The sequence below is a fragment of the Diaphorobacter sp. MNS-0 genome, from assembly GCF_019602835.1.
Classification (GTDB): domain Bacteria; phylum Pseudomonadota; class Gammaproteobacteria; order Burkholderiales; family Burkholderiaceae_C; genus Diaphorobacter; species Diaphorobacter nitroreducens.
The window spans coordinates 780,578-804,267 of record NZ_CP080761.1 but is presented as its reverse complement, the minus strand read 5'-3'; the positions used below and the strand labels follow the sequence as shown (position 1 = coordinate 804,267).

The 23,690-nt window shown below is 62.4% G+C and carries 21 protein-coding genes; 4 read left to right on the top strand and 17 right to left on the bottom strand.

What is annotated here, in order from left to right:
- Window positions 1-84: 84 nt before the first annotated feature.
- From K2L43_RS03865 to K2L43_RS03810, 12 genes are all read right to left on the bottom strand, one after another.
- Complete coding sequence (locus K2L43_RS03865) at window positions 85-786, bottom strand: transposase (RefSeq protein WP_172206254.1); 702 nt, start codon at window positions 784-786, stop codon at window positions 85-87.
- Between the two features lie 82 nt (window positions 787-868).
- The gene (locus tag K2L43_RS03860; protein WP_255580522.1) at window positions 869-1,798 is read right to left on the bottom strand and encodes an SAM-dependent methyltransferase; all 930 of its coding nucleotides are present in this window, start codon (window positions 1,796-1,798) and stop codon (window positions 869-871) included.
- Window positions 1,795-2,427, bottom strand: a complete 633-nt coding sequence (locus K2L43_RS03855; RefSeq protein ID WP_103737820.1) for a DUF1415 domain-containing protein — start codon at window positions 2,425-2,427, stop codon at window positions 1,795-1,797. The genes K2L43_RS03860 and K2L43_RS03855 overlap by 4 nt, the downstream gene beginning before the upstream one ends.
- Before the next feature lie 73 nt (window positions 2,428-2,500).
- Window positions 2,501-3,673, bottom strand: a complete 1,173-nt coding sequence (locus tag K2L43_RS03850; protein ID WP_370633096.1) for a deoxyguanosinetriphosphate triphosphohydrolase — start codon at window positions 3,671-3,673, stop codon at window positions 2,501-2,503.
- Between the two features lie 57 nt (window positions 3,674-3,730).
- On the bottom strand, window positions 3,731-4,843 hold the full coding sequence (gene aroB / locus K2L43_RS03845; protein WP_220638550.1) for a 3-dehydroquinate synthase: 1,113 nt from the start codon (window positions 4,841-4,843) through the stop codon (window positions 3,731-3,733).
- 122 nt (window positions 4,844-4,965) lie between these two features.
- Window positions 4,966-6,483 carry an Ig domain-containing protein gene (locus K2L43_RS03840; protein ID WP_220638549.1) on the bottom strand — a complete coding sequence of 506 codons (1,518 nt, stop codon included), beginning with the start codon at window positions 6,481-6,483 and terminating at the stop codon, window positions 4,966-4,968.
- A gap of 21 nt (window positions 6,484-6,504) precedes the next feature.
- Window positions 6,505-8,649: a type IV pilus secretin PilQ gene (gene pilQ / locus K2L43_RS03835; protein ID WP_220638548.1), complete on the bottom strand. Its 2,145-nt coding sequence runs from the start codon at window positions 8,647-8,649 to the stop codon at window positions 6,505-6,507.
- Window positions 8,646-9,194 (bottom strand): pilus assembly protein PilP, encoded by a 549-nt coding sequence (locus K2L43_RS03830; RefSeq protein ID WP_370633108.1) that lies wholly within the window; start codon window positions 9,192-9,194, stop codon window positions 8,646-8,648. Before K2L43_RS03830 ends, pilQ begins: the two co-directional genes overlap by 4 nt.
- A complete protein-coding gene (locus K2L43_RS03825) occupies window positions 9,194-9,880 on the bottom strand; it encodes a type 4a pilus biogenesis protein PilO (protein ID WP_220638546.1) in 687 nt (228 codons plus the stop codon). The genes K2L43_RS03830 and K2L43_RS03825 overlap by 1 nt, the downstream gene beginning before the upstream one ends.
- Window positions 9,881-9,883: 3 nt before the next feature.
- Window positions 9,884-10,492: a PilN domain-containing protein gene (locus K2L43_RS03820; protein WP_220638545.1), complete on the bottom strand. Its 609-nt coding sequence runs from the start codon at window positions 10,490-10,492 to the stop codon at window positions 9,884-9,886.
- Window positions 10,489-11,559, bottom strand: a complete 1,071-nt coding sequence (locus K2L43_RS03815; protein WP_370633095.1) for a pilus assembly protein PilM — start codon at window positions 11,557-11,559, stop codon at window positions 10,489-10,491. Before K2L43_RS03815 ends, K2L43_RS03820 begins: the two co-directional genes overlap by 4 nt.
- Window positions 11,560-11,763: 204 nt before the next feature.
- Window positions 11,764-12,852, bottom strand: coding sequence for an IS5-like element ISDisp1 family transposase (locus tag K2L43_RS03810; RefSeq protein ID WP_011803559.1), 1,089 nt, complete (start codon window positions 12,850-12,852; stop codon window positions 11,764-11,766).
- 342 nt (window positions 12,853-13,194) lie between these two features.
- Between K2L43_RS03810 and K2L43_RS03805 the strand changes: the two genes are divergently transcribed.
- Window positions 13,195-15,534 carry a penicillin-binding protein 1A gene (locus tag K2L43_RS03805; RefSeq protein ID WP_370633094.1) on the top strand — a complete coding sequence of 780 codons (2,340 nt, stop codon included), beginning with the start codon at window positions 13,195-13,197 and terminating at the stop codon, window positions 15,532-15,534.
- Window positions 15,535-15,609: 75 nt separating this feature from the next.
- Here K2L43_RS03805 and cyaY read toward each other — a convergent pair whose 3' ends face one another.
- On the bottom strand, window positions 15,610-15,939 hold the full coding sequence (gene cyaY, locus K2L43_RS03800) for an iron donor protein CyaY (protein ID WP_011804179.1): 330 nt from the start codon (window positions 15,937-15,939) through the stop codon (window positions 15,610-15,612).
- 12 nt (window positions 15,940-15,951) lie between these two features.
- On the opposite strand from cyaY, the gene K2L43_RS03795 reads away from it, so the two are divergent.
- The 3 genes from K2L43_RS03795 (at window position 15,952) to K2L43_RS03785 (ending at window position 18,354) form a co-directional block, all read left to right on the top strand.
- On the top strand, window positions 15,952-16,161 hold the full coding sequence (locus K2L43_RS03795; RefSeq protein ID WP_088887569.1) for a lipoprotein: 210 nt from the start codon (window positions 15,952-15,954) through the stop codon (window positions 16,159-16,161).
- Window positions 16,158-17,453 (top strand): diaminopimelate decarboxylase, encoded by a 1,296-nt coding sequence (gene lysA, locus K2L43_RS03790; protein ID WP_220638542.1) that lies wholly within the window; start codon window positions 16,158-16,160, stop codon window positions 17,451-17,453. The genes K2L43_RS03795 and lysA overlap by 4 nt, the downstream gene beginning before the upstream one ends.
- Before the next feature lie 64 nt (window positions 17,454-17,517).
- Window positions 17,518-18,354 (top strand): MBL fold metallo-hydrolase, encoded by an 837-nt coding sequence (locus tag K2L43_RS03785; RefSeq protein WP_011804166.1) that lies wholly within the window; start codon window positions 17,518-17,520, stop codon window positions 18,352-18,354.
- Window positions 18,355-18,421: 67 nt separating this feature from the next.
- Here K2L43_RS03785 and K2L43_RS03780 read toward each other — a convergent pair whose 3' ends face one another.
- The 4 genes from K2L43_RS03780 to K2L43_RS03765 all read right to left on the bottom strand — a co-directional run bounded on the left by K2L43_RS03780 (window position 18,422) and on the right by K2L43_RS03765 (window position 23,655).
- Window positions 18,422-19,081, bottom strand: coding sequence for a sulfite oxidase heme-binding subunit YedZ (locus K2L43_RS03780; RefSeq protein ID WP_220638541.1), 660 nt, complete (start codon window positions 19,079-19,081; stop codon window positions 18,422-18,424).
- Window positions 19,081-20,079, bottom strand: coding sequence for a protein-methionine-sulfoxide reductase catalytic subunit MsrP (gene msrP / locus K2L43_RS03775; RefSeq protein ID WP_172206239.1), 999 nt, complete (start codon window positions 20,077-20,079; stop codon window positions 19,081-19,083). The genes K2L43_RS03780 and msrP overlap by 1 nt, the downstream gene beginning before the upstream one ends.
- 91 nt (window positions 20,080-20,170) lie before the next feature.
- Window positions 20,171-21,505 (bottom strand): c-type cytochrome biogenesis protein CcsB, encoded by a 1,335-nt coding sequence (ccsB, locus tag K2L43_RS03770; protein ID WP_220638540.1) that lies wholly within the window; start codon window positions 21,503-21,505, stop codon window positions 20,171-20,173.
- Window positions 21,502-23,655, bottom strand: a complete 2,154-nt coding sequence (locus K2L43_RS03765) for a cytochrome c biogenesis protein ResB (RefSeq protein WP_220638539.1) — start codon at window positions 23,653-23,655, stop codon at window positions 21,502-21,504. The genes ccsB and K2L43_RS03765 overlap by 4 nt, the downstream gene beginning before the upstream one ends.
- Window positions 23,656-23,690 lie beyond the last annotated feature (35 nt).

Sequence of the window (23,690 nt, the reverse complement as noted above, 5' to 3'; positions counted from 1 at the left end):
CGCACTTTATTGGTGCATTTTTATTAGGGACATATCAAGTTCAGGAGCAGAAAACCCAGTCATTACAAAGGAAGTGCAGGCCAATTACGGTTTGGGTGGAACCACGGAAGCGGGACGCCCCGCGCGTGCTCGGGTGAGCCGACGGGGGGTCAGCTGTTGCAGAGCCTGCACAAACCCGTCATCCCCCAGGGCCCAACCGTTCAGGCCCGACTGCGTCAGTGCCGCCTGTTCGCTGGCGGAAATCCCCGCCTGCACGAGTGCGGCATAGGCCGCTTCGCGGGCAAAGGGGGTGTTGCCCAAGGCCCAGTAGAGGGCATGCGGCGTGATGAGACGATCACTGCGCAGGCCGATGTAGTGGCCGTGGCTGGACCACCGGAAGTCCGCCGCCGCTACGCACAGGCCCGCGCGCACGGGGTTGAGATCCAGATATGCCATGCAGGGCAGCAGATAGCGCTCGGCCTGCAATACGGCGCTGCGGTAGCGCCCTTCCCATAGCGTGCCCGAACGCCCATGGCGCTGGTTGAAGCGCCGCACATAGCTGCGCCCCACGGCTTGCATCATCAGAGGCAGCGATTTGCCCTCCTGCGGCGTGGCCAGCAGGTGGAAATGGTTGTCCATGAGCACATAGGCGTGCACCGCCACCTGCTGCTGCCGCGCATGCTCGACCAGCAACGACCACATGAGCTCCCGGTCCGCGGCATCCAGGAAAATCGGCTGGCGGTTGTTGCCGCGCTGGATGATGTGGTGCGGGTAGCCAGCGAGGGCGAGGCGGGGAAGGCGGGCCATGAAACCGTCTTGGGACCGTTCAATTGCTCTTAAATCTATAGCTTCTAGCGCTTCATTGGCGGGCGCTCGAGGCTTAGATGGCTCATATCGCCACCGACCCGGCGCCATCCAGGCCGAAGCGCGACCCCAGGGCTTGCGCCAACCCGAACTCTTCGAGTATGGCCGCCAGCCGCTCACGCGCGCTGCGCTTCTTTTGGCCGGTGTAGCGCGCCAGGATCAGCTCGTTCTTCATGCTGTGCTCCCAGCCCACCAACTCCGTCACCGTGACCTGGTAGCCGCTGGCTTCCAGATGCAGGCACCGCAACACATTGGTGATCTGGCTGCCCATCTCGCGCGTGTGGATCGGGTGGCGCCACAACTCGGCCAGCGGCGTGCGCGACAGGCTCAGCGCCTTGGTGCCGCGCAGGCAGGCCGCCACCTCGGCTTGGCAACAAGGCACCAGCACCATGGCACGCGCCTGCTTGCGCAGGCCGAAGGCAATCGCATCATCAGTCGCCGTGTCGCAGGCATGCAGCGCAGTCACGATGTCAAAGCGCTCGGGCAGCTCTGCCGCGCCCGCAGCATCCGCCACCGCCATGTCCAGGAAGTGCATGCGTGCGAACCCCAAGCGCTGCGCCAATTCACGTGAACGCTGCACCAATTCCGCGCGCCACTCGATACCGTAAATCTCGCCACGTCCGAGCTGCTTGAAGAACAGGTCGTAGAGAATGAAACCCAGGTAGGACTTGCCCGCGCCATGGTCGGCCAGCAGTGGCGCGTGGCCATCGGCGGACAGCTCGGCGAGCAGTGGCTCGATGAACTGGTAGAGGTGATAGACCTGCTTGAGCTTGCGGCGCGAGTCCTGGTTGAGCCGTCCCTCGCGCGTGAGGATGTGCAGTTCCTTGAGCAACTCCACGGATTGGCCTGGCCGCAGTTCGGCCAGCACCGCAGCGTCGGCGGCGCCCGTCTGCTGCGTGCCCGACTTGGCACGCGCACTGCGGTGCGGTTGCCCGGTGGTGGTGGAGCGGCTCATACTTGCGGAGCACCCTTCGCAGCCGCGCCCTCTGGCCAGTGGGGCCCCACGTCCAGATCGGCCCATCCGGCCGCGCCCAGGCGCTCCAGCAGTTCAATGTTGCGCTCGAAGATCTCTTGCGCCTCGGGAAACACTTCCACCGCGCGGTCGATGCTTTCCTCGCGCAGCAAATGCAGCGTGGGATAAGGCGCGCGGTTGGTGCAGTTGGTCACATCGTCAGCGAGGGTGCCCTCGAACTGGAAGTGCGGGTGGAACGACGCAACCTGCAGGATGCCCGCCAGGTCCATGGATTCGACGAGCTCGTCGGCCAACTCCAGGAAGTCGTTGAAATCCAGAAAGTCCGGCATGGCCAGCGGCGCGATGAGCAGCGTGGTGTCCCGCTTTTCGGGAGAGGCTTCGGCCAGCGCCTCCAACTCGGCAGCCAGGTCTTGCAACAGTTCACGCGCATCCGTGGCATGGCTCACCACGTAGTGGATCTGGTCCTTCACATGCACGCTTTTGGCGAACGGGCACAGGTTGAGTCCGATGACGGCACGCTCGAGCCAGCGCACCATGTCCGCCACCACCACGTTGTCATCGCAGGCGGCTGCATCCTCGCGGGGCTGGTCGGGCATAGGGCTGGTGGTCATGGCAGGCGTGGTCTGAAGAGGGCTCGCATTGTATGTCTCTGCCCTGCCGCACAGGCGGACCGGGGCTGGCGCGTCAGGCCAGCAAGCGCTGACCGGTCAAGCGTTCGTGCTCTCGGGCGGCGAACCGGTCCGTCATACCTGCGATGAAATCCGCCACCGTGCGCGCACGGCGTGCATCGTCGCCATCCAACGCCCAGCCGGCCTGCGCAGGTGGCATTTGCCGCGGGTCCGCCTGGTAGATGGCGAACAGGTCGCGCACCACCTGACGGGCACGGTCCGTGGTCTGCATGACCTGGGGATGGCGGTACAGCGACTGGAACAGAAACCGCTTGAGCACCTGCGACTGCGCGCGCATGGCCTGCGAGAAGCCGACCAGGGCCGGCAGCCGGCGCACCGCTTCCACATCAGCGGGCGCATGTTCTGCCAGCGCTGCGCGCGTGGCATCGATCACGTCGTACACCTGCTCGCTGAGCATGCGACGGATGGCCTCGCTCAGTAAACGGCGCCGCCCTTCGGACTGCGCGAGATGCGGGTAGTCGTTCTGCGCTTGTGCGCGGTAGCGGTCGAACAGCGGTACGTCGCGCAACTGCTCCAGCGTAATCAGGCCCGAGCGCACACCATCATCGATGTCATGGGCGTTGTAGGCAATCTCATCGGCCAGGTTGCACAGCTGCGCCTCCAGGCTCGGCTGCTGGCCGAGGAGGAAACGCCGCCCCACACCGCCGGGTTCGCGCGCCTCCAATTGCTCGGCGTTGCGCCGCGAGCAGTGCTTGAGGATGCCCTCGCGCGTCTCGTAGGTCAGGTTGATGCCATCGTAGGCGGGGTAGCGGTCTTCCAGCGTGTCCACCACACGCAGGCTCTGCAGGTTGTGCTCGAAGCCTCCATGGTCCGCCATGCACTCGTTGAGCGCGTCCTGCCCTGCATGGCCGAAGGGCGTATGTCCCAGGTCGTGCGCCAGGCAAATGGCCTCGACAAGGTCCTCGTTCAGCCTCAGCGACCGCGCGATGGAGCGCCCCAACTGCGCAACCTCCAGTGAATGCGTGAGCCGCGTACGGAACAGATCGCCCTCATGGTTGAGGAATACCTGGGTCTTGTAGACCAGCCGCCGGAACGCGGTGGAATGCACGATGCGGTCGCGGTCCCGCTGGTATTCCGTACGCGTAGGCGCCGGCGCCTCGGGATGGCGCCTGCCTTGAGTGCACGCCGAATGACAGGCATACGACGCCAAATGCGTCTCAAGCACCAAACAGCCCCATAACGCCCACCAGAAAAGCGCAATCAGCTACTATTTTTATAGTAAACATTAGGATGCGCAGCACTGGTCGATGACTTCGCGCACCAGCGCATCCGGCGCGGCGCGCATGATGGCTTTGCCGGGTCCGTCGATCAGCACGAAGCGGATCTCACCGCCTTCTGCCTTCTTGTCCACGCGCATGAGTTCCAGATAGCGCCCCGCATTGTCCTGCGCGTCAAGCACCGGCCCCCGTGTGGGCAGACCGGCGCGCTCGATCAGGCGCGTCAGGCGTTCAACGAAAGAGCCGTCCACCAAACCCAGCCGCTGCGATAGATGCGCGGCCATCACCATGCCTGCGGCAACCCCTTCGCCATGCAGCCACACGCCGTAGCCCATGCCCGCCTCGATGGCATGGCCAAAGGTATGGCCGAAATTCAAAATGGCACGCAGCCCGGCTTCGCGTTCATCCGCGCCTACCACCGCCGCCTTGATCTCGCAGCTGCGCTTGACCACATGGGCCAGCGCGCCGCGCTCCCGCGCGACGAGCGCGTCCATGTGGGCCTCGAGCCAGGCAAACAACTCCATGTCTGCGATTGGCCCGTACTTGATCACTTCAGCCAGCCCGGCAGACAGCTCGCGCGCGGGCAACGTGTCCAGCGTGGCCAGGTCGCACACCACCATCCGCGGCTGGTAGAACGCGCCGACCATGTTCTTGCCCAACGGGTGGTTGATGGCGGTCTTGCCGCCCACACTGGAATCCACCTGCGCGAGCAGCGTCGTCGGCACCTGCACGAACGGCACACCGCGCATGTAGCACGCGGCGGCAAAGCCCGTCATGTCGCCGATCACGCCACCGCCCAAGGCGAACAGCACCACCTTGCGGTCGCAGGCGTGGCCGAGCAGTTCGTCGAAGATGCGCTGCAGGGTCTGCCAGTTCTTGTGCTCCTCGCCATCGGGCAGCACTACCGTGTGTACGGCCGGATAGCGCTTGGCCAGCGCAGCCGCCAGCGCGGGGCCGTAGAGGGGCTGCACCGTGTCATTGGAGACGATCAGGGCCGCCGTGCCCTCAGGCAACGCCGCGTGATCGGCCAGCCCGGCGAACAGCGCGGCGCCGATGTCGATGGCGTAGCTGCGGTCGCCCAGATCGATGCGGACATGCTGTGTGGCGGTGGATGGATTCATCGAACTGATTTTCCGATTGGCAAAAAAATCCCCAGACGCGCTGGGGAGGGCTTGTGAAGCCACAGATTGGCCCCTGGGCGGCCCGGAGTGAGCATAGTACTCCGGGCACTGGGGCCAAGCGGTCAAGGGCAAGTCACTTTCACCGATACCTGACGCGTCACGCTTGTGACGCCCTTCGTTGCTGTGACGAAGAAGGGGTAAGTGCCCTCATCACCCGGATCACGCGGCGTAGCAGTGTGATCACATTGAGCGGTCCTGCCAGAGACGTAGCCGGTAGAGCCCGTGGTGCCGTGCTGGAGCCAGTCTGGCAAACCAGCGAACGACCATGTCACTCCAGAGACAGAAGCGGTAAAGGCATACGCGAAGGTTTCCCCACTGCCAACCTCACCCAGAGGGCAGACCTGATCCAAATTGCAATTGGCAATCGCGAAGTCCTCCGGCTTCACGGCTCCGACCAGTTTCAGCTTGATCGTGCCCGAGGCCGAGAGCTTGTTCTTGTCCCTGACCGTCACCGTTGCCCGGTATTCGCGCTCGACATCATCCGGGGTGCCGCTGAGCAGGCCCGTCGCCGCATCGACGCTCAGCCCCTTCGGCAGGCCGGTGGCCGACCATGTGAGGGGCGGCAGGCCACCCGTAGCCGTCAAGAGATGGGTATAGGGGATGGTATTGGTCACATCGCCCAAGTCTTCGTCGGTAACTGCCGGCGCGGCGGTGAGTGTTTCCAGCACCGGTATCACGTCGATGATGGAAATCGGATCCTGGATGCCGTTGCCGACGTTGTTGTCAGAGCGATCCGCCGTGAACTCCAGGAAGATGGGGCCCGTGTCCGTGCCGCTGAGCAGCGAGAACTGTGCCAAGCCGCCGATTGATGGCAACTGCAGCACGCCGCCGCTCAGGCTGCCCGCCACCAGACGCGCGCCAACGGCCGCATCGGTTCCGGGGAGGATGCGCACCTGCACGTTCGCGCCGGAACTGCTGGACACCGGCTGGATGGCGTCATCGTGCACCTGGGCCTGCACGGCAATGGTGCTGGGGAGGTTGCGAGTATCTATATTCCCCTTCGTTCCCATGAATTGCTGGGGGGTAATCATGCGCAGGCTCGCGGGCTTGCCGGTGGTGCCTCCGACAGCGATTTCCACAGCGGCGGAATGCACCTTTTTATCCCGAGGGTCTGTCACCGTGCAGACAATGCGCGCAGTACCCGCCTGATTGCTGGCATGGAAGTGGAAGGAATTGCCACCCGAATTGGAACCCAGCGTGATGCTGCGGTAAGCCAGGGGGACTGTTATCTCTCCGCCATTTCCGTCATCCACGTCTTCTTCGTGTGCCGGATCACCGTCGAGGTAATACAAAGACCCGGAATCGAGCCCGCCCGCCATGTTGCAGGCGAAGATATCTTCACCGCCCGGAATAGGCCGCCCCCCCTCCTTGCCCTCTACATACAGCGTCGTGGAGAAAGGTGCATACACACCCTGCCCGACCCCGTAGTTACTGACATTGAGGGGCAGTTGTGTTTTTTCAGCACGCAATGTGATGCTGTATGGCGAATGAGATTCACCTCCACTGCCGCCGCCGCCGCCGCATGCAGAAAGAACGCCAGCCATAGCTGCCGATACCATCATCGTTCTAGATATCTTCATGATTTTTCCACCTTCAAACATTCAACGCACAGGCCCGCGATCGGTAATGACCTTGGGCGTAATGAAAACAAGCATTTCCCGCTTCATGGACTCCTTGGTGCGGCTCTTGAACAAGTTTCCGAGTACCGGCACATCACCCAGCATCGGTATTTTGTTTTCTTGATTGGTTTCCTCTATCTCAAAGATGCCGCCAATTACCACAGTCCCGCCATTTTCCACAAGCACCTGAGTCTTGATGTGCTTCGTATCAATGGCTACGCCCTGCTCGGTAATCTCGCCACGGCTGTCCTTGTTGACGTCAAGGTCGAGGATGATATTGCCTTCTGGTGTGATCTGAGGCGTGACTTCGAGCTTGAGCACTGCTTTCTTGAAAGCGATCGTCGTGGCGCCATTCGGTGCCGTGACCGAATAGGGATATTCCGTACCCTGCTCGATCAGCGCCTTGGTCTGGTCGGCGGTGATGAGGCGCGGACTGGAAACGATCTTGCCTTGGCCATCGGCCTCCATCGCGGACAACTCCAGCGAAAGGAAACGATTCGCAGCCGAGTTGAAAATGGACAAGGCGAATGTGCCAGACCCCGCCACGTTCGACAGTTGCGCGGGCAGGTTCACAAAGCTGCCATCCGTCAAACTGCCACCGACCAGGCCCGAATTGGTAGCGTTGCCATAGTTGGTGCCCCATGCCAGGCGGTTTCCACCACCGATGCTGTAGCCGCCGTCGCCACCACGCTGAGCGCGCAAATCTCCGCCGCCCAGGCGCACCCCCAATGCACGGCCAAACGTGTCGCGTGCCTCGACGATACGCGCCTCAATCATGACTTGCCGCACCGGCACATCCAACGTCAGCAGCAGTTGGCGCACCTCTTCCAGTTTGGCAGGAGTGTCTGTCACGAAAAGCTGGTTGGTCCGTGGTTCGGAGATGGCGCTGCCACGTTCAGAGAGAAAGCGCGTGGAATGCCCGCTGCCACCAGATGACCCCCCGCCAGTAGCAGTGGAAAGTTGCACCACCATGTCTGCAGCCTTGGCATAGTTCAACTGGTAAGCTTGGGTACGCAGAGGCTCAAGTTTCTGAATCGCCAGCGCCGCCTCGTAATCTTTCTTGGTGCGTTCGTCGATTTCATCCTTGGGCGCGATCCACAGGACTGTCCCAGACTTTCGCATGCCCAACCCCTTGGCATCCATGATGATCTGCAGGGCTTGGTCCCACGGCACATCTTTGAGCCGCAGCGTCAAGGCGCCGGTCACTGTATCCGAGGTGACGATATTGAAGTTCGTGAAATCAGCAATGACCTGCAGCAGGGAGCGCACTTCAATATTTTGGAAGTTCAGCGACAGCTTCTCGCCCGAATAATTCGGCCCCTGGGTGAGTTTGCTGAGATCAACCTTTTTCGGGCGCACTTCAACCACGAATTGATTGTCGCTCTGGTAAGCACTGTGCTCCCACTCGCCCACCGGTTCGATCGACATGCGCACACGCTCACCATGTTGGGTTGCGGTGATCATTTGTATGGGAGTGCCAAAGTCGGAGACATCCAGACGACGGCGCAATCCTTCAGGCAGAGATGAGCGTAGAAACTCCACCACCAATCCCTTGCCTTGCTGTTGCAGGTCCACGCCTACCTGATTGCTACCCAAACCCACCACGACGCGACCAGAACCATCGGCTCCACGGCGAAAATCCAGATCCCTCAGGGGTAAAACGTCAGACGTCTGGCTTTCGGCGAAGACCGTAGGGGTCGCGCTCGGCACCATAGCGCCCCCCGTGACAGGCTCCAGCAGAACCACCACTGTCTTGCCCTGTATTTCGGCCCGGTAAGGAGCCGGCTGCTTGAGGTTGAGCACCACGCGCGAGCGCTCCCCCGCCTGGACGATATTGGCCGACTTGATGTTGCCTTGGTTGACATCGATCAACGAGCGGCCTGTGGCATTGACCACGCCAGGAAAATCAAGAGCGATGCGGGCAGGACTCTGAATGGAAAATCCTGTCGGGACTTCGTTGGGTGTTTCCGAGAGTTCAATGCGCAGCACCTCCGCACCACCCTGCAAGAATCCGGAAATAGATTCGATCGCTCCCTTGGCATGCGCAACCGACGTACTCAGCAAAGCAAGAAGTACAGCGCCTGCAGCCCACAGACGCTGACGTAAGCGAGTATTCCTTTGAATCATTTCTTCACCTCTGTGCCCTCTTGCAGGTCAAGTGTAGTCATGCGCTCCACCCAGTCGCCTGAGGGATCCTGGACAATTTCCCGCAGTCGCATATTTGTTTCTGTAATACCTACGATTTTCCCGTAGTTCTGCCCAAGGTAGTTGCCAACACGCACCTGGTACAAAAGCTTGTCCACACTCAACAGGGCAGTGGGTGTGCCGGTCTTGTTCAAGCTGCCAACCATTTTTACGGCATCGAGTGGATAGGCTTCGAGAGGCTCCTTGCGCCGCGCCATTTCTGGCGCGATCAAGGAAGCGTTGGCCACCCCCTGAGACGATTCACGCCGAAGTGCCTGCGTCAGCTTCATCGGATTGAAAGGATCTACCCCATTCTCCGCCGTGTAGTCCTGAGGAAAGAACTGTTTGGGCTCGGTCAGCGGCGTCACCCGCGGCTTGGTAGTGGCGCGCAACTCCGACATCCATTGGCGCAATTCATCCTCACCGCTGGGCCCACACCCTCCCAGAACGATCACGCCCGCGGCAATGAGCCATCTATGTAGACGCATCATTTCTTGCCCTTCCCTGCGGCAGCAGCTTTTTGCGCCTGGATTTCTTCCTGGTCCAGGTAGCGGAAAGTGCGCGCGGTCGCCTCCATGGTCAAGTTGCCCGCGGCGTCCTTTTGCGGAGGCGCAATTGCTACGTTATTCAACGTCACGATGCGGGACAGGTTGGCGACGTCCGAAGCAAAAGCGCCTATATCGTGGAATTTACCTACCACCCGAATAGAAATTGGCAATTCCGCATAGTAGTCTTTAACGACCACTTGTCCCGGCCGGAACAATTCGAATTGCAGGCTACGGCCCAGGCCAGCCTGATTGATATCGGAGAGCAAAGCAGACATTTCTGCTTTGCTGGGCAATTGCTTCTCCAGCTGAATCACATATTGCTGGATTTGCTCGCGCTGCTTCTTGAGCGCGTCCAGGCTGACGGCCTTGATCAGCTTCTGCTGATAATCATTGCGCAGCGTTTGCTCCGTGTTCTGCTCCGCCACCAGCTCATCCTCGAATTCGGACAGCTTGAAGAACCACAGAAAGGTAGCTACGCCCGCAGCGATCAGCACGCACAACAGAGTACGGGGCAAAATCGGCCACAGGGATGGGTCCTTAGGGTCCAGATTCTGGAATTGGCGCTGCAGATTACTCTGCAGCTTCGCGAAATCGACTTTCGGCGCCTTGTCTTTAGTTCTGGCCATGGCTTACTTCCCCGCAGCCGCGCTGGCGGCATCCATCGCCTTTTGCGCCTCGGCACTGCGTACCAGCCGGAAACGCAGGTTGAACGACGCCACCCGGCGCTGATCCTTCGGCGTCAGCGCAACATTGGCCGCAACGATCTCGACCAGTTCCGGCTTCGAAAACCAGGGCGTGTTGCTGGCGAGATTTCTCAGCATCTCGGAAACGCGCTCGTTCGACTGTGCCATGCCCTGCATGGTGACGACCTGATCGGTCTGCTTGAGGCTGGTGATGTATACGCCGTCCGGCAATTGCATGACCAACTCGTTGAGCATGTGGACGGGCAAATTTCTGTCGGACTGCAGGTCCTCCACCGCCTTCTGGCGTGCGCGCAATGCCGCGATCTCTTCCTCGATGGTCGCGATTTCCTTGATCTGGCCTTCCAGGACTCGGATTTCACCGCGCAGGAAGTTATTCCGCGCCTGCTGGTTGTCGATCATCATCTGGTACCACCAGTAGATGGCCCCGGCGATGGCCAAGCCCACGAGGGCCGAAGCCACCATGACCGCCTGAAATGTTTCCCGCCGGCGCTTGCGCGCGGCCTCCCGGTGCGGGAGCAGGTTGATGAGAATCACTGCAGGAACCTCCGCATCGCCAGGCCGCACGACGTCAGGTAGGACGGCGCCTCGCGCACCATCTTCTTGAGCCGTACCGCGCCGCCGATTTCCATTCCTTCGAAAGGATTGATGGCGCTGCAGGCGGAGCCCGTGTGCTGGGTCACCGCCTCTGTCAGCCCAGGCAGGGGAGCCGAGCCGCCCGCCAGCATGATGTGGTCCACCCGGTTGTAGGGCGTGCTGGAGAAGAAGAACTGCAGGGCGCGGGCTACTTCTTGCGCCATGCTGTCCACGAAGGGACGCAGCACGGCCGATTGGTAGTCTTCCGGGAGATCGCCGTTGCGCTTCTTGCTTTCCGCTTCTTCCTGGGAAAAACCGTACTGGCGGACGATGAGCTGCGTCAGCTGCGCGCCGCCAAAGGCCTGGTCACGGTCATAGAGGACATCGTCGTTGCGCAGGACCTGCATGCTGGTGGTCAGAGCCCCGACCTCGAACAGCGCCACCACGGCATCCACGCCGCTGTTGGGCAAGGCTTCTATGAGACGGCCGGCCGCCAGGCGGGCCGCATGCGACTCGACATCTACGACGATGGGCTTGAGCCCGGCCGCCTCTGCCAAACCCTGGCGGTCCTGGACCTTTTCCTTACGCGAGGCGGCAATGAGCACCTCCACATCGCCCGGGGCGTTCTTGCTGGGGCCGATCACGCAAAAATCCAGGCTCACTTCGTCCAGAGAGAATGGGATGTACTGGTTGGCCTCGGACTCGACCTGCACCTCAAGCTCCTGCTCGGTCATGCCTCCGGGCAGAGTGATCCGCTTCGTGATGACGGCAGACGACGGCAGCGCCAGGGCCACGTTCTTGGTCTTCGTGCCACTCTTCTTCACGACCCGGCGCAGCGCCTCAGCCACTTCGTCGAACTTCTCGATGTTGCCATCTGTGATCCAGCCCCGTTCCAGCGGCTCGATCGCGCACCGTTCCAGCACCAGCGTGCCCGCCTTATCACGCCCCAACTCGACAAGCTTGACGCTGGAAGAACTGATGTCCACACCCAGCAATGGGGCAGACTGACGACTGAACAACGACCCCATTGAGATCAAGGTGCCCCTCCGCTACTTATATCTATATGACGCAACAAAACTTAACAGGCCGTTGAAAAAGTGCTTTTCGAACGCATCAGGGACGCTGAGTGCGAAGACACGAGCTGCCCAGACGCGTCTGCGCAGCGATTGCAACGGCCCATCTGGCCGGTTTGCAGGCCCTCCCGCCCATTTCGGGCGCACGTATCCCTGGGCTCACGCATGATGCGCGTCCCACCAGCCGCCGATGCTGCCCATTCGCACAAGGTTGTAGGTGGCAAAGCACAGCAGCGCCTGGCCCGTGAGCTTGGCCTGACCGATCAGCTTGGTCTTTGCCAGACCACCGACGGTCTTGATCCAGCCAAAGGCCTCTTCGATGCGCTTGCGCACCTTCAGGCTGGTCTTGTAGCCCTCGTGCCGTGTCACTCGCGCATCCACCGCCGAGTGTTTGTCCTTGGCCGCCACGTGGGGCGTGACTTTGAGCTTTCTGCAGCCTTTGATGAAGGCCTTGCTGTCGTAGCCCTTGTCGGCACCGACCGTGGCCCGTTTGTTCCTGTTGCCCCGACGCTCCAACATGGCCAGCGCCGCCTCGCGCTCGGCCGTGCCGCTGGCGTGGGTGATCTCGACATCCACGATCAGCCCGTTGCGGTTCTCCATGAGGATGTGCCCCATGTGGCACAGGCGGGATTTGTCGCCCTGGCTCTTCTTGAACAGCCGGGCATCGGCGTCCGTGGTGCTCTCGTGGGTGTCGTTGCAGCGCTCCTGCCCCTTGAAGTCCACCTCGGGGTTGCGCCCAGGCGGCGTGCCGCTGTCGTCGTCTTTGCGCTTGAAGCTCTTGTGCGAGGCCCAGGCGTCAATGAGCGTGCCGTCCACGCTGAAGTGCTCGTCGCTGGCGAGCTTGCCCCACTGGGCACTGAGCTTGACGCGCTCGAAGAAGGCGCGGGCGAGGTCTTCGTTGAACAGACGTTCGCGGTTGGCGCTGAAAGTGGAGTGGTCCCAGACCTTGTCTTCGATGTTCAGGCCCACGAACCAGCGGTACAGCAGGTTGTAGTTGATCGCTTCGACCAACTGGCGCTCGCTGCGGATGGAGAACAGGATCTGCAGCAGCAAGGCCTTGAGCAGCATCTCCGGTGGCACCGATGGGCGGCCACGGCGGGCGTACACCGCTTCGAACTCGCGGTTCATGGTTGCCAGCAGCGCATCAACCACCGCGCGCAACTTGCGCAGCGGGTGTGCCTGCGGCACGCGCTCTTCAAGGCTGATGTAGCTGAACATCGCCCCCTGGAAATCTTGACTGCCTCTCATCGTCCTCGTCTGGGTCGTTCACCGATGGCTTCAGATCGTAGCGGCCAACGCGGGCGTCGGCGGGGGATTTTTCAACGGCCTGTTAACACTTCACATGAATGCTATCAGTAAGGTTCTTCACCAGCCAAGAGTTTTACCTTTCTCACACAAAAGCGGCGTTGTCAAAAGCAGACGATTTTCAGGTGCTATCGCTGAATCGTCGGTCCTATTTTTCGCGCGGTGACCAAGGCAAGGCGTCCCAGCCAAGCCGAAACGCCAAGATTTTTATAATGACGGGTTGCCTCGTATCGAGACCCTATGCCACAGCCTCCCGACAGAACATCTTCCCCGCCCACATCCTCAATGCCACGCGCCGTGCGCTGGCTTCTGCTGGGGTTCACGTGGATCCTTGGCCTGGGCGTCGCCGCAACGTTGACCGGTGCTCTCGCCATCGGACTGGGCCTTGCGGTGGCATATCCCAATCTGCCTGATGTGTCCGATCTGGCGGACTACCGCCCTAAGCTACCCCTGCGGGTGTACTCCGCAGAAGGCGCATTGCTGGGAGAGTTCGGTGAGGAGCGGCGCAACTTGACGCCCATCCAGGACATCCCCCCTGTGATGACCAATGCAGTGTTGGCGATCGAAGACGCACGCTTCTTCCAGCACGGTGGCGTGGACTACAAAGGGGTGTTGCGCGCTGCGCTGGCCAATCTAGGACGCGTAAAAAGCCAGGGTGCTTCCACTATTACCATGCAAGTGGCGCGAAATGTTTATCTTTCCTCCGAAAAAACATTTACCAGAAAAATTTACGAAATATTGCTCACATTTAAGCTCGAGCATCTGTTAACAAAGAACCAGATTCTCGAGATCTACATGAACCAGATTTATCTGGGAAATCGCGCCTATGGATTTGCAGCAGCCGCAGAAACTTATTTTGGCAAGCCGCTGAAGTCCATATCCATTGCCGAAGCAGCCATGCTTGCTGGCCTTCCGAAGGCCCCGTCCGCTTACAACCCCATCTCTAACCCCAAGCGCGCAAGGATCCGGCAGCTGTACATCATTGATCGCATGCTGGAAAACGGCTTCATCACTGCCGAGGAAGCCACTGCTGCAAAGCAAGAAGATCTCAAGCTGCGCTCGTCGACGGACTCGACCCGCATCCATGCGGAGTACGTGGCCGAGATGGCGCGTCAACTCATCTACGCGCAGTACGGCCCCGAGGCATACACGCGCGGATTGAATGTGTACACCACGCTGAATGCCGGCGAGCAGGAGACAGCCTACACCGCGTTGCGCAAGGGCATCATGGACTACGAGCGCCGACAGCATTACCGCGGGCCTGAGCGGTTTGTCAGCCTACCCTCCGCGTCTGAGGAGACCGAAGACGCCATCGACGACGCTCTGGCCAACCACCCGGATAACGGCAATGTGCTCGCCGCGGTCGTGCTGGAGGTCAACGCCAAGAGGATTCTGGCGGCCCGCGCCGATGGCGAACAGATCCAGATCACGGGCGAAGGCCTCAAGCCCGCGCAGTCCGGACTCAGCGAGAAAGCCCCGCCCAACATCAAACTGCGCCGGGGCGCGGTCATCAGGGTCGTACAAACACCCAAGAAGACTTGGGAAATCACCCAGCTTCCTGAGGTGGAAGGTGCTTTCGTGGCCATCGATCCGCGTTCCGGTGCCATCCGTGCCCTGGTGGGCGGCTTTGACTTCGACAAGAACAAGTTCAACCATGTCACCCAGGCCTGGCGCCAGCCAGGTTCGGCATTCAAGCCGTTCATCTACTCCGCCGCTCTGGAAAAGGGCTTCACACCTGCCACGGTGATCAACGATGCTCCCCTGTTCTTCAGTGCGGGCGTGACAGGCGGGCAACCCTGGGAGCCCAAGAACTACGATGGCAAGTACGACGGTCCCATGACCATGCGCGCAGGGCTTGCCCGCTCCAAGAACGTCGTTTCCATTCGCATCCTGCAGGCTGTGGGCCCCAAGAACGGGCAGGACTGGGTGACCCGTTTCGGATTCGAAGCCGACAAGCATCCCCCCTATCTGACGATGGCGCTGGGCGCAGGCTCTGTCACCCCGATGCAGCTTGCTTCGGCCTACGCGGTGTTTGCCAACGGCGGCTACCGCATCAACCCCTATCTCATCACCCGTGTCACGGACCACAAGGGACGCATCCTGTCGGATTTCCAACCTCCCGCCGTCACAGACAACCCCCGCGCCATTGAGCCACGCAACGCGTTCATCATGAACAGCATGCTTCAGGAAGTCGCGCGCTCCGGCACGGCGGCACGTGCACAGGCCACGCTCAAACGCCCCGATATCTATGGCAAGACAGGAACGACCAATGACGCAGTCGATGCGTGGTTTGCGGGCTTCCAGCCCACGCTGGCGGCTGTGACGTGGATCGGTTACGACACGCCGCGCAACCTCGGAAGCCGTGAGACCGGTGGCGGACTCAGTCTGCCGGTCTGGATCAGCTTCATGGAAAAAGCGCTTAAGGGCGTCCCTGTGGCAGAGCCCACCGTACCCGCAGGCGTCGTGAACGTGAGTGGCGAATGGTTCTACGAAGAATATGCACGCAACGCGGGCGTCGCCAGCCTGGGTATGGAGAGCGCCACCCCCACCGACGGTGCGCCGGCTCCGGGAACACCGCCTCCACCCGAAGAGCGCAACCGCATCCTCGACCTATTCCGTAATTAATGAAGAGGCGGGCCTGTGCGCCCGCGCAATCATTTGCGCAGCCCTTCGCTTGTGGATCGAGCCGCGCTGTCGCCGCTAATCGGTGAACTGGAGCGCTTGCCCCGCTTGCAAAGTGGCGTTGTGGCTGAGCGCTGCAAAGAACTCACCGGCACCCTTGGTATCCATCCACGACGTCCCGTCATGGCGGAAGTGATATCCGCCGGATTGCGCCGCCATCCATATCTCGTGCAGCGGCTTTTGAAGGTTGATCACGATCTGGCTGCGGTTGCGGAAAGTGATGGTCACCATGCCCCCCGTACGCTGGCCATCCAGATCGGCGTCAGTAGTGTCGTTGATACGGTCGCAGCTTTGTTCCACCGCCAGCAGCAGCTTTTCTGCACGGTCCATGAATTCGAGGTCGGTCATTACAATTTGCGTATGTTCAGAGCTCGTCAAATTCTAGTCAGGACGATTGTCCTTGCTGTGAGCACGGCAGCCTTCGCGGCCTGTGGCCAACGGGGTCCGCTTTACCTGCCCACGGACCCGGCTGCCGCGCAGCGCGCCACACTCCCTGAAACCCTCAACCCCGCCGCCTCGCGGGCTCCCGCCTCGTCGCCAGCCGATTCCGCTTCCACCACCCGTCCATGACCCATCCCGTTCTGCCCGGCCACCCCCACTTGCACTACCACGACCAAGCGCTTCAGTTGGAGGGCCTTCGCCTTGCCGACCTGGCCCGGGAGTTCGGCACGCCCCTCTACGTCTATTCCCAGGCAGCCATGATGGACGCCCTGGGGGCCTACCAGCGCGGGTTCGCTGGGCGCAAGGTGCAGATCTGCTATGCCATGAAAGCGAACTCGTCGCTCGCTGTCCTGCAGCTTTTCGCACGCCATGGCTGCGGCTTCGACATCGTTTCTGCCGGCGAACTGCAACGCGTGATTGCAGCCGGCGGCGACCCGGCGAAGGTGATCTTTTCCGGCGTAGGCAAGACGCGCGCAGAAATGCGCCAGGCGCTGGAGGTCGGCATTGGCTGCTTCAACGTGGAGAGCGAGGCAGAACTCGACGTGCTGAGCGAAGTGGCCCAATCCATGGGATTGCGCGCACCGATCAGCATTCGTGTCAATCCCAACGTGGACGCCAAGACCCACCCCTACATTTCCACGGGCCTCAAGGGCAACAAGTTCGGTATCGCCCATGAACGCACGGTTGCCACCTACCAGCGCGCAGCCGCCCTGCCCGGCTTGCGCGTGGTGGGCATCGATTGCCACATCGGCTCCCAGATCACGGAAGAGAGCCCGTATCTGGACGCCATGGATCGCATGCTGGACCTCGTGCAAGCCATCGAGGCCGCAGGCATCGCGATCCACCACATCGATTTTGGCGGTGGTCTGGGCATCGATTACAACGGCGACACGCCACCACGGGCCGACGCGCTGTGGGCCAAGCTGTTGGCCAAGCTGGACGCGCGCGGCTACGGTGACCGCCAATTGATGATCGAGCCCGGTCGCTCCTTGGTGGGCAACGCCGGTGTTTGCCTGACGGAGGTGCTCTACCTCAAGCCCGGCGAGCAAAAGAACTTCTGCATCGTCGATGCGGCCATGAACGATTTGCCGCGGCCGGCGATGTACCAGGCCTACCACGCCATCGTGCCCCTGCAGGCGGCCACCCCGACGGCCGTGTCGCACGTGTATGACGTCGTCGGCCCGATCTGCGAAAGCGGGGACTGGATCGGCCGTGACCGCAACCTGGCGGTCGTAGCGGGCGATATGCTGGCGGTGCTGTCCGCCGGGGCGTACTGCAGTTCCATGGGGAGCACCTACAACACCCGCCCCCGACCCGCCGAGGTGCTGGTGGACGGAGCGCAAGCCCACCTCATCCGCACGCGCGAAAGCGTGAACGACATCTTCCGCAGCGAAAAGCTGGTACCGCAGGGCAACCCTTGATAACTATCAAGGAATAACCATTTCGCCCTGAGTACTATTGCACTTTCATTGCGGAGTCACGTGCATGCCTCAGGAACCTCTTGAACTCTACCGGGACAAGAACCACGCTTGTCTGATGTTCTCGGACCTTGTCGAGGAGGATGGGCAGGCGGTTCAGGCCAACCAGTTCCTGATCGTGGACGACGACACGGGCGCCATCATCGACCCGGGCGGCAATCTGGCGTTCAACGAGTTGTTCATGGGCATGTCCAAGCACTTTCCGCCCCACAAGCTGTCCTACCTGATTGCGTCGCACGCCGACCCCGACATCATCGCCTCGCTGGACCGCTGGTTGAGCAGCACCAAGGCGACGCTGGTCATCTCACGCATCTGGGAGCGCTTCGCACCGCACTTCACCAAGCTCGGCAAAACCGAGAACCGCATCATCGGGGTGCCCGACAGCGGCGGCCGCCTGCCGCTGGGCCGGCACGAACTGGTGCTGCTGCCGGCGCATTTCATGCATTCCGAAGGCAACTTCCACTTCTACGACCCGGTCAGCCGCATCCTGTTCACGGGCGACCTGGGCGTGTCCATGACCTCGGGCGCCGACGCACGCGTGCCGGTGACCCATCTGGCACCGCACATTCCACGCATGGAAGGCTTTCACCGCCGCTACATGGTCTCCAACAAGATCCTGCGCCTGTGGACGCGCATGGCGCGGCAACTCGACATCGCCATGGTGGTTCCGCAGCACGGCGCGCCCATCATGGGCAAGCCGGCCATCGACGACTTCTTCCAATGGCTCGACAGCCTGATGTGCGGCATCGACCTGTTTGACGACCGCGCCTACCAGATCCCCACGGGTCACATCGATCCTGTCACCCGCCAGGTGCGCCCTGCGCTGCAGGCCGTGCGCGCCTGAAGGTTTGATAGAAAATCGGCTCTAGCGCTTACCCAGAAAGCGCTATCAGCTATCTAATTAATAGCAATCAGACGGCACGGCGGCGCCGGCGCAACCAAGGCCGAGCGAGCAGCAACGCCGCCAGGATGGCGGCATAGACCGCCACCTCGGCAAAGTCGTTCTTGCCCGACCGCATCCAGAAAAAGTGCAGGATCGCCGGCCCCGCGGCCAGGTACACGCCGCGGTGCAGTTGCTGCCAGCGCCGCCCGCCCATCCAGCGCATGGCCCGGTTGAACGACGTGGCCGCCAGCGCCAGGAGCACCGCAAAGCAGCCCATGCCCACCAGGATGAAGGGGCGCTTGAGCACGTCACGAAGGATTTCCGGCACATCCAGCCCCATGTCGAACCAGCTGTAGCACAGCAAGTGGAGTGCCGCGTAGGCGAAGGTGTACAGCCCCAGCAGGCGCCGAAAGCGTGCCAGCGGCGGCTGGGCCAGCGCCAGCCTCAGGGGTGTGACTGCCAGGGTGAGGCACAGCATGCGCAGCGTCCAGTCGCCCGTGGAGCGGATCAGGGCTTCGGCAGGGTTGGCGCCCAGGCGATCGGCGACCGCCCCATACACCAGCCAGGCCAGTGGTAGCAGGCACAGCACAAACAGCACCGGCTTGGCTGCCGGGTGCAACAACACGCGCGCACCCCAGCCGCGACCCGCCAGCGCGGGAGTACTACCCGAAAGGCGTGCATGCGCCATCAGTAGAACTTGCGCAGATCCATGCCCGCGTAGAGCTGTCCCACCTGGGCCTCGTAGCCATTGAACAGCAGGGTCTTGCGCTTCTTGGCGAACAGTCCGCCCTCGCCGATACGCCGTTCGGTGGCCTGGCTCCAGCGCGGGTGGTCCACATCCGGATTCACGTTGGAATAGAAGCCGTACTCCTGCCGTGCAGCCTTGTTCCACGCGGTACCAGGCTCCTTCTCGACGAAGCGGATCTTGACGATGCTCTTGGCGCTCTTGAAGCCGTACTTCCACGGCACGACGATGCGCACCGGTGCGCCATTCTGATTGGGCAGCACCTCGCCATACATGCCGAAGGCGAGCAGCGTGAGCGGATGCATGGCCTCGTCCAAGCGCAGGCCTTCGGTGTAAGGCCAGTCCAGCACACGCGAGCCCACGTAAGGCATGGTGGCTTTGTCCGCCAGCGTGACGAACTCGACGTACTTCGCACTGCCCTGCGGCTCCACCCGCTTGATCAACTCTGCCAACGAGTACCCCACCCAGGGGATCACCATGGACCAGCCCTCGACGCAGCGCAGGCGGTAGATACGCTCCTCCTGCGCGCTGAGCTTAAGCAGCTCGTCGATATCGAAGCGCCGTGGCTTGTTGACCAAGCCTTCCACTTCCACGGTCCAGGGGTGGGTTTTCAGGGTATGGGCATTGCGCGCGGGGTCGCTCTTGTCCGTGCCGAATTCGTAGAAATTGTTGTACGTGGTGGCGTCCTGGTACTCGGTGACCTTCTCCATGGTCACCGCGCCCGGCACGGCGGACGGCGCACCCGGCAGGGGTGCGAGCCGCCCCGGGCGGCGGACTTGGTCAGCGAGGGCGACACGCCCTGCCCAGCCGGCCATCGCCGCGCCACCCGCACCCGCTGCCAGCAGGCGGAGCATGGCGCGTCGCTGCTCATAGACGGCGCGCGGCGTGATCTCGCCGGCGCAAGGGTGGATATAACCGTTGTCTCGGGTAGGAATCAACATGGGGGTCCTTCTGGCAGCCGCATCTGCCACAGTCTGCATGGGACACAGACTGCCCGCAGGGCCCGCAGGTTCCCCCCTTGGACGCCGAGGGTTACAAGGTTCCGTAGCTGTGCAGCCCGCTCAGGAACATGTTCACGCCCAGAAAGGCGAAGGTGGTCACCGCCAGGCCCACCAGCGCCCACCACGCCGACATGGTGCCGCGCAAACCCTTCATCAGCCGCATGTGCAGCCATGCCGCGTAGTTGAGCCACACGATCAGCGCCCAGGTTTCCTTGGGGTCCCAGCTCCAGTAACCGCCCCAGGCCTCCGCGGCCCACAGCGCTCCCAGGACCGTGGCGATGGTAAAGAACGCAAAGCCCACGGCGATGGACTTGTACATCACATCGTCCAGGATCTCGAAGGACGGCAACCGCTCGGCAATGCGCCGGCGCGCCAGCAAGATGCCCGCCACGATCAGCGCAGAAACACCGAAATACACCATCCAGTAGCCACCGCCGTTGTCGGCCGCGCCCTGGCGAAAGACGATGGGCTCAAAGCACAGCACCACGCCCAACAGCCACAGCGGTGCCAGTTTCCACCAGCGCGTTTCGCTCGCCTGCTGTTTGATCAGGTAGGCAAAGGCCACCATGGCCGACAGCGCGAAGGTGCCGTAGCCGATGAAGTTGGCCGGCACATGCAGCTTCATCCACCAGCTCTTGAGCGCGGGCACCAGCGGCTGGATCTCATGCGCCTCGCGCACGACCGTGTACCACAGCAGAAAGCCCACGGCGGCGCTCACCACCAGCATCACGAAGCCGCCGAGCGCGCAGGTTTCGTACTGCTCCTCGTAGTACAGGTAGAACACGGCCGTCATCCAGCAGAACATGACGAACACCTCGTAGAGGTTGCTCACCGGGATGTGGCCGATATCCGGGCCGATCTGGTAGCTTTCGTACCAGCGCACCATGGTGCCAATCAATGCCAGCGCCACGGCCACCCACGCAATGCGCGAGCCGATGCGCATCATCGTCTGCCCTTGACCGCGCGAGAGCATGCCCACCCAATAGAACGCGGTGCTCATGAAGAACAGCATGCTCATCCACAGGATGGCCGACTGGCTCGACAGAAAGTACTTGAGTCCGAAGACCGTGTCCGCGCGCGCCAGGTCGCCCGCGCCATTGTTCTGGTACAGCCCGATGGCCAGCAGCGAGCACGCGGCCACCATCAGCATCAGTGTGCTCAGCGGGCGCCAGAACCAGCCCAGCCAGATCACGCTGGGAATGGAGCCCAGCAAAATGGCCTTCTCATACACATCCATGTACGCCGCATAGCGCTGCAGCGCGAAAACGCCCCCCGCGACCACCAACAACGCAAACAGCCAGTCCCACCAGCTGCGGCGTGCGAAATACCCTTCGCTCAACGTGAGCGTGGTCGTGGCTGTATTCATGAGGCACCTCCGTGCGGGGATGTTCCGATCAATTGGGTGGTGAGCTGCGCGAATTCACGATCCGCGTCCAGCGTCTTGCGGTTGGTGGACAGCGCCATCGTCGCGCGAGCGCCAGTCTCCTGGGGTGCCAGCCATACCCATACGCGGCGTTCACGCACGTAGAGCATGGCAAACACTCCGATGATCAGCAGCGCGCAGCCCAGGTACACCACGTTCTTGCCCGGCGCGCGCGCCACCTGGAACACGCTGGCCTGCACCTGCTTGAAGTCACGCAGCTCGAACGCCAGGGGCACCGGATAGGCCTGTGCATCGCTCAGGCTCAACACCGCCTGCGTCATGAACGCCTGCGTTGCGCCATTCTGTGGCAAGGGGGCCAGGCCTGCACGTTCGCGGGTGATCTGCGCCAGTTCGAACAAGGCGCCGTTGAGGATGCGCACCAGCACCTCGCTGGCGCGGTTGCGCTCGTCTTCGGGCACATTGGCCTCCATGAAGTCCGAGATCGCCTGCAGCCCGCCGCGCGGCCGGCCGCCCGCCGCAGCAGGCTCGTCGATCGCACCGGCGAACAGCGCGAGCGCGCGCCCCGCCGACTGCGCGAGTTGCTCGGCCAGCTCGGGGCGCGCCCCATCCACGGCCGCTGCCGCGTAGCGACGCACCGCCAGCTCGCGCATCTGCGGATCGGCCAGTGCCAGGCGCATGCGCAAGAAGCCGTCCATGCCACCCTCGGCATCCACCGGCACGCGCAGGTAGCGGAAGGGCTCCGCGGGGGTCTCACGCACACCCAGCAAATACATGGGCTGACCGTCGCCCGTGTCCACGGGCAGCATGAAATTGTGGAACTCCCGCGCCTGGCCCGCGGCATCGCGCAGCTTGTAGGTGATGCTGGGGCCTACGTTGCGCAGTTCGCGCTTGCTCACGGTCTTGTTGCCGGCACCCAGGCGCGATTCGATCGATTCGCGCAGATCCACCTTGCGCACGTCGGCGCCCGAACCGCTGGCGCCGGTATCGCCGAAGTTCTCCACATTGAGTACCCGCAGCCCCGTGAACTCCAGCGTCATGCCTTCGCCCGAGCCCGAGTGCGTGAGGCGCGTGGAGCCGCCGATCACGCCTTGCACATCGAAGGGCTCCGCGCCCGGCGCCATGGGACGCGCACGCAGGTGCACTTCGGAGCCGCCATCGTCAAAGCTGGATTGGTAGATTTCGATGCCCCGGTAGCTCACGGGATGGTTGACCTCCACGCGCGCCGGCGTGGCCTCGCCCGTGGCGCGGTCGTGGATCACGATCTCGCTGGCGAACAGCTTGGGCATACCGGTGGAGTAATGCTCCACGATGAACTTCTTGAGCTCGACGGCAAACGGCAGTTCCTGCAGCAGTACGCCGTCGGACTGGCTCAGGATGGCGGTGCCGGACTGCGTGCCCTCGGCCACCACAAGATTGCCGCGGAACGTGGGATTGCGCTCGGACAGCCGGTGTTCGGGCTTGACCTCGGAGATCAGGCCAGAGCCCGCATAGGGCGTCTTGCCACCAAACCACATCTGTGCCCGCACGACGAGATCGCCGTCCAGCAGGCCGCCCAGGCACACCAGCACGATGGCGCTGTGCGCGGCGATGTAGCCCAGCTTGTTGGCGGCACCGGTCTTGGCGGCCACCATCCAGCCGTCACCTGCCGGGGTCTGGCGCTGCTGCAGGCGCACCTTCCAGCCTTTGGCAACCAGTTGCTGGCCCACGCGGCGCGCGGCCGCCTCGGGCGTTTCGGCCGCCAGCTCCGCGCTGGCCTTGTGGTGGAACGCCTGCAGGCTCTTCTCGCGGATGTCTTCCTTGTAGGTGCGCAGGTCGGCCAGATACTTGGGCGCATGCCGGGCAATGCACAGCGAGGTGCTGACCACCAGAAAGCCCAGGATCACGAGGAACCACCAGGCGCTGTAGACCGCGTTCAGCTTGAGCGCCAGGAACACCTCCGCCCAGAACGGACCGAACTGGTTCACATAGTTGACGGCCGGCTCGTGCTGCTTGAGCACCGTGCCGATCACCGAGGCAATGCAGATCACGGTCAGCAACGCGATCGCGAAGCGCATGGACGCCAGCAGCTCGGTCATCGACCGCATGGCGTGCGTCCGGGGGGCGCTGCTAGGACCGAAAGTGGTGTCAGACATGAAAGACGCGAAGGCCGGGAGGAATCCACCTACGC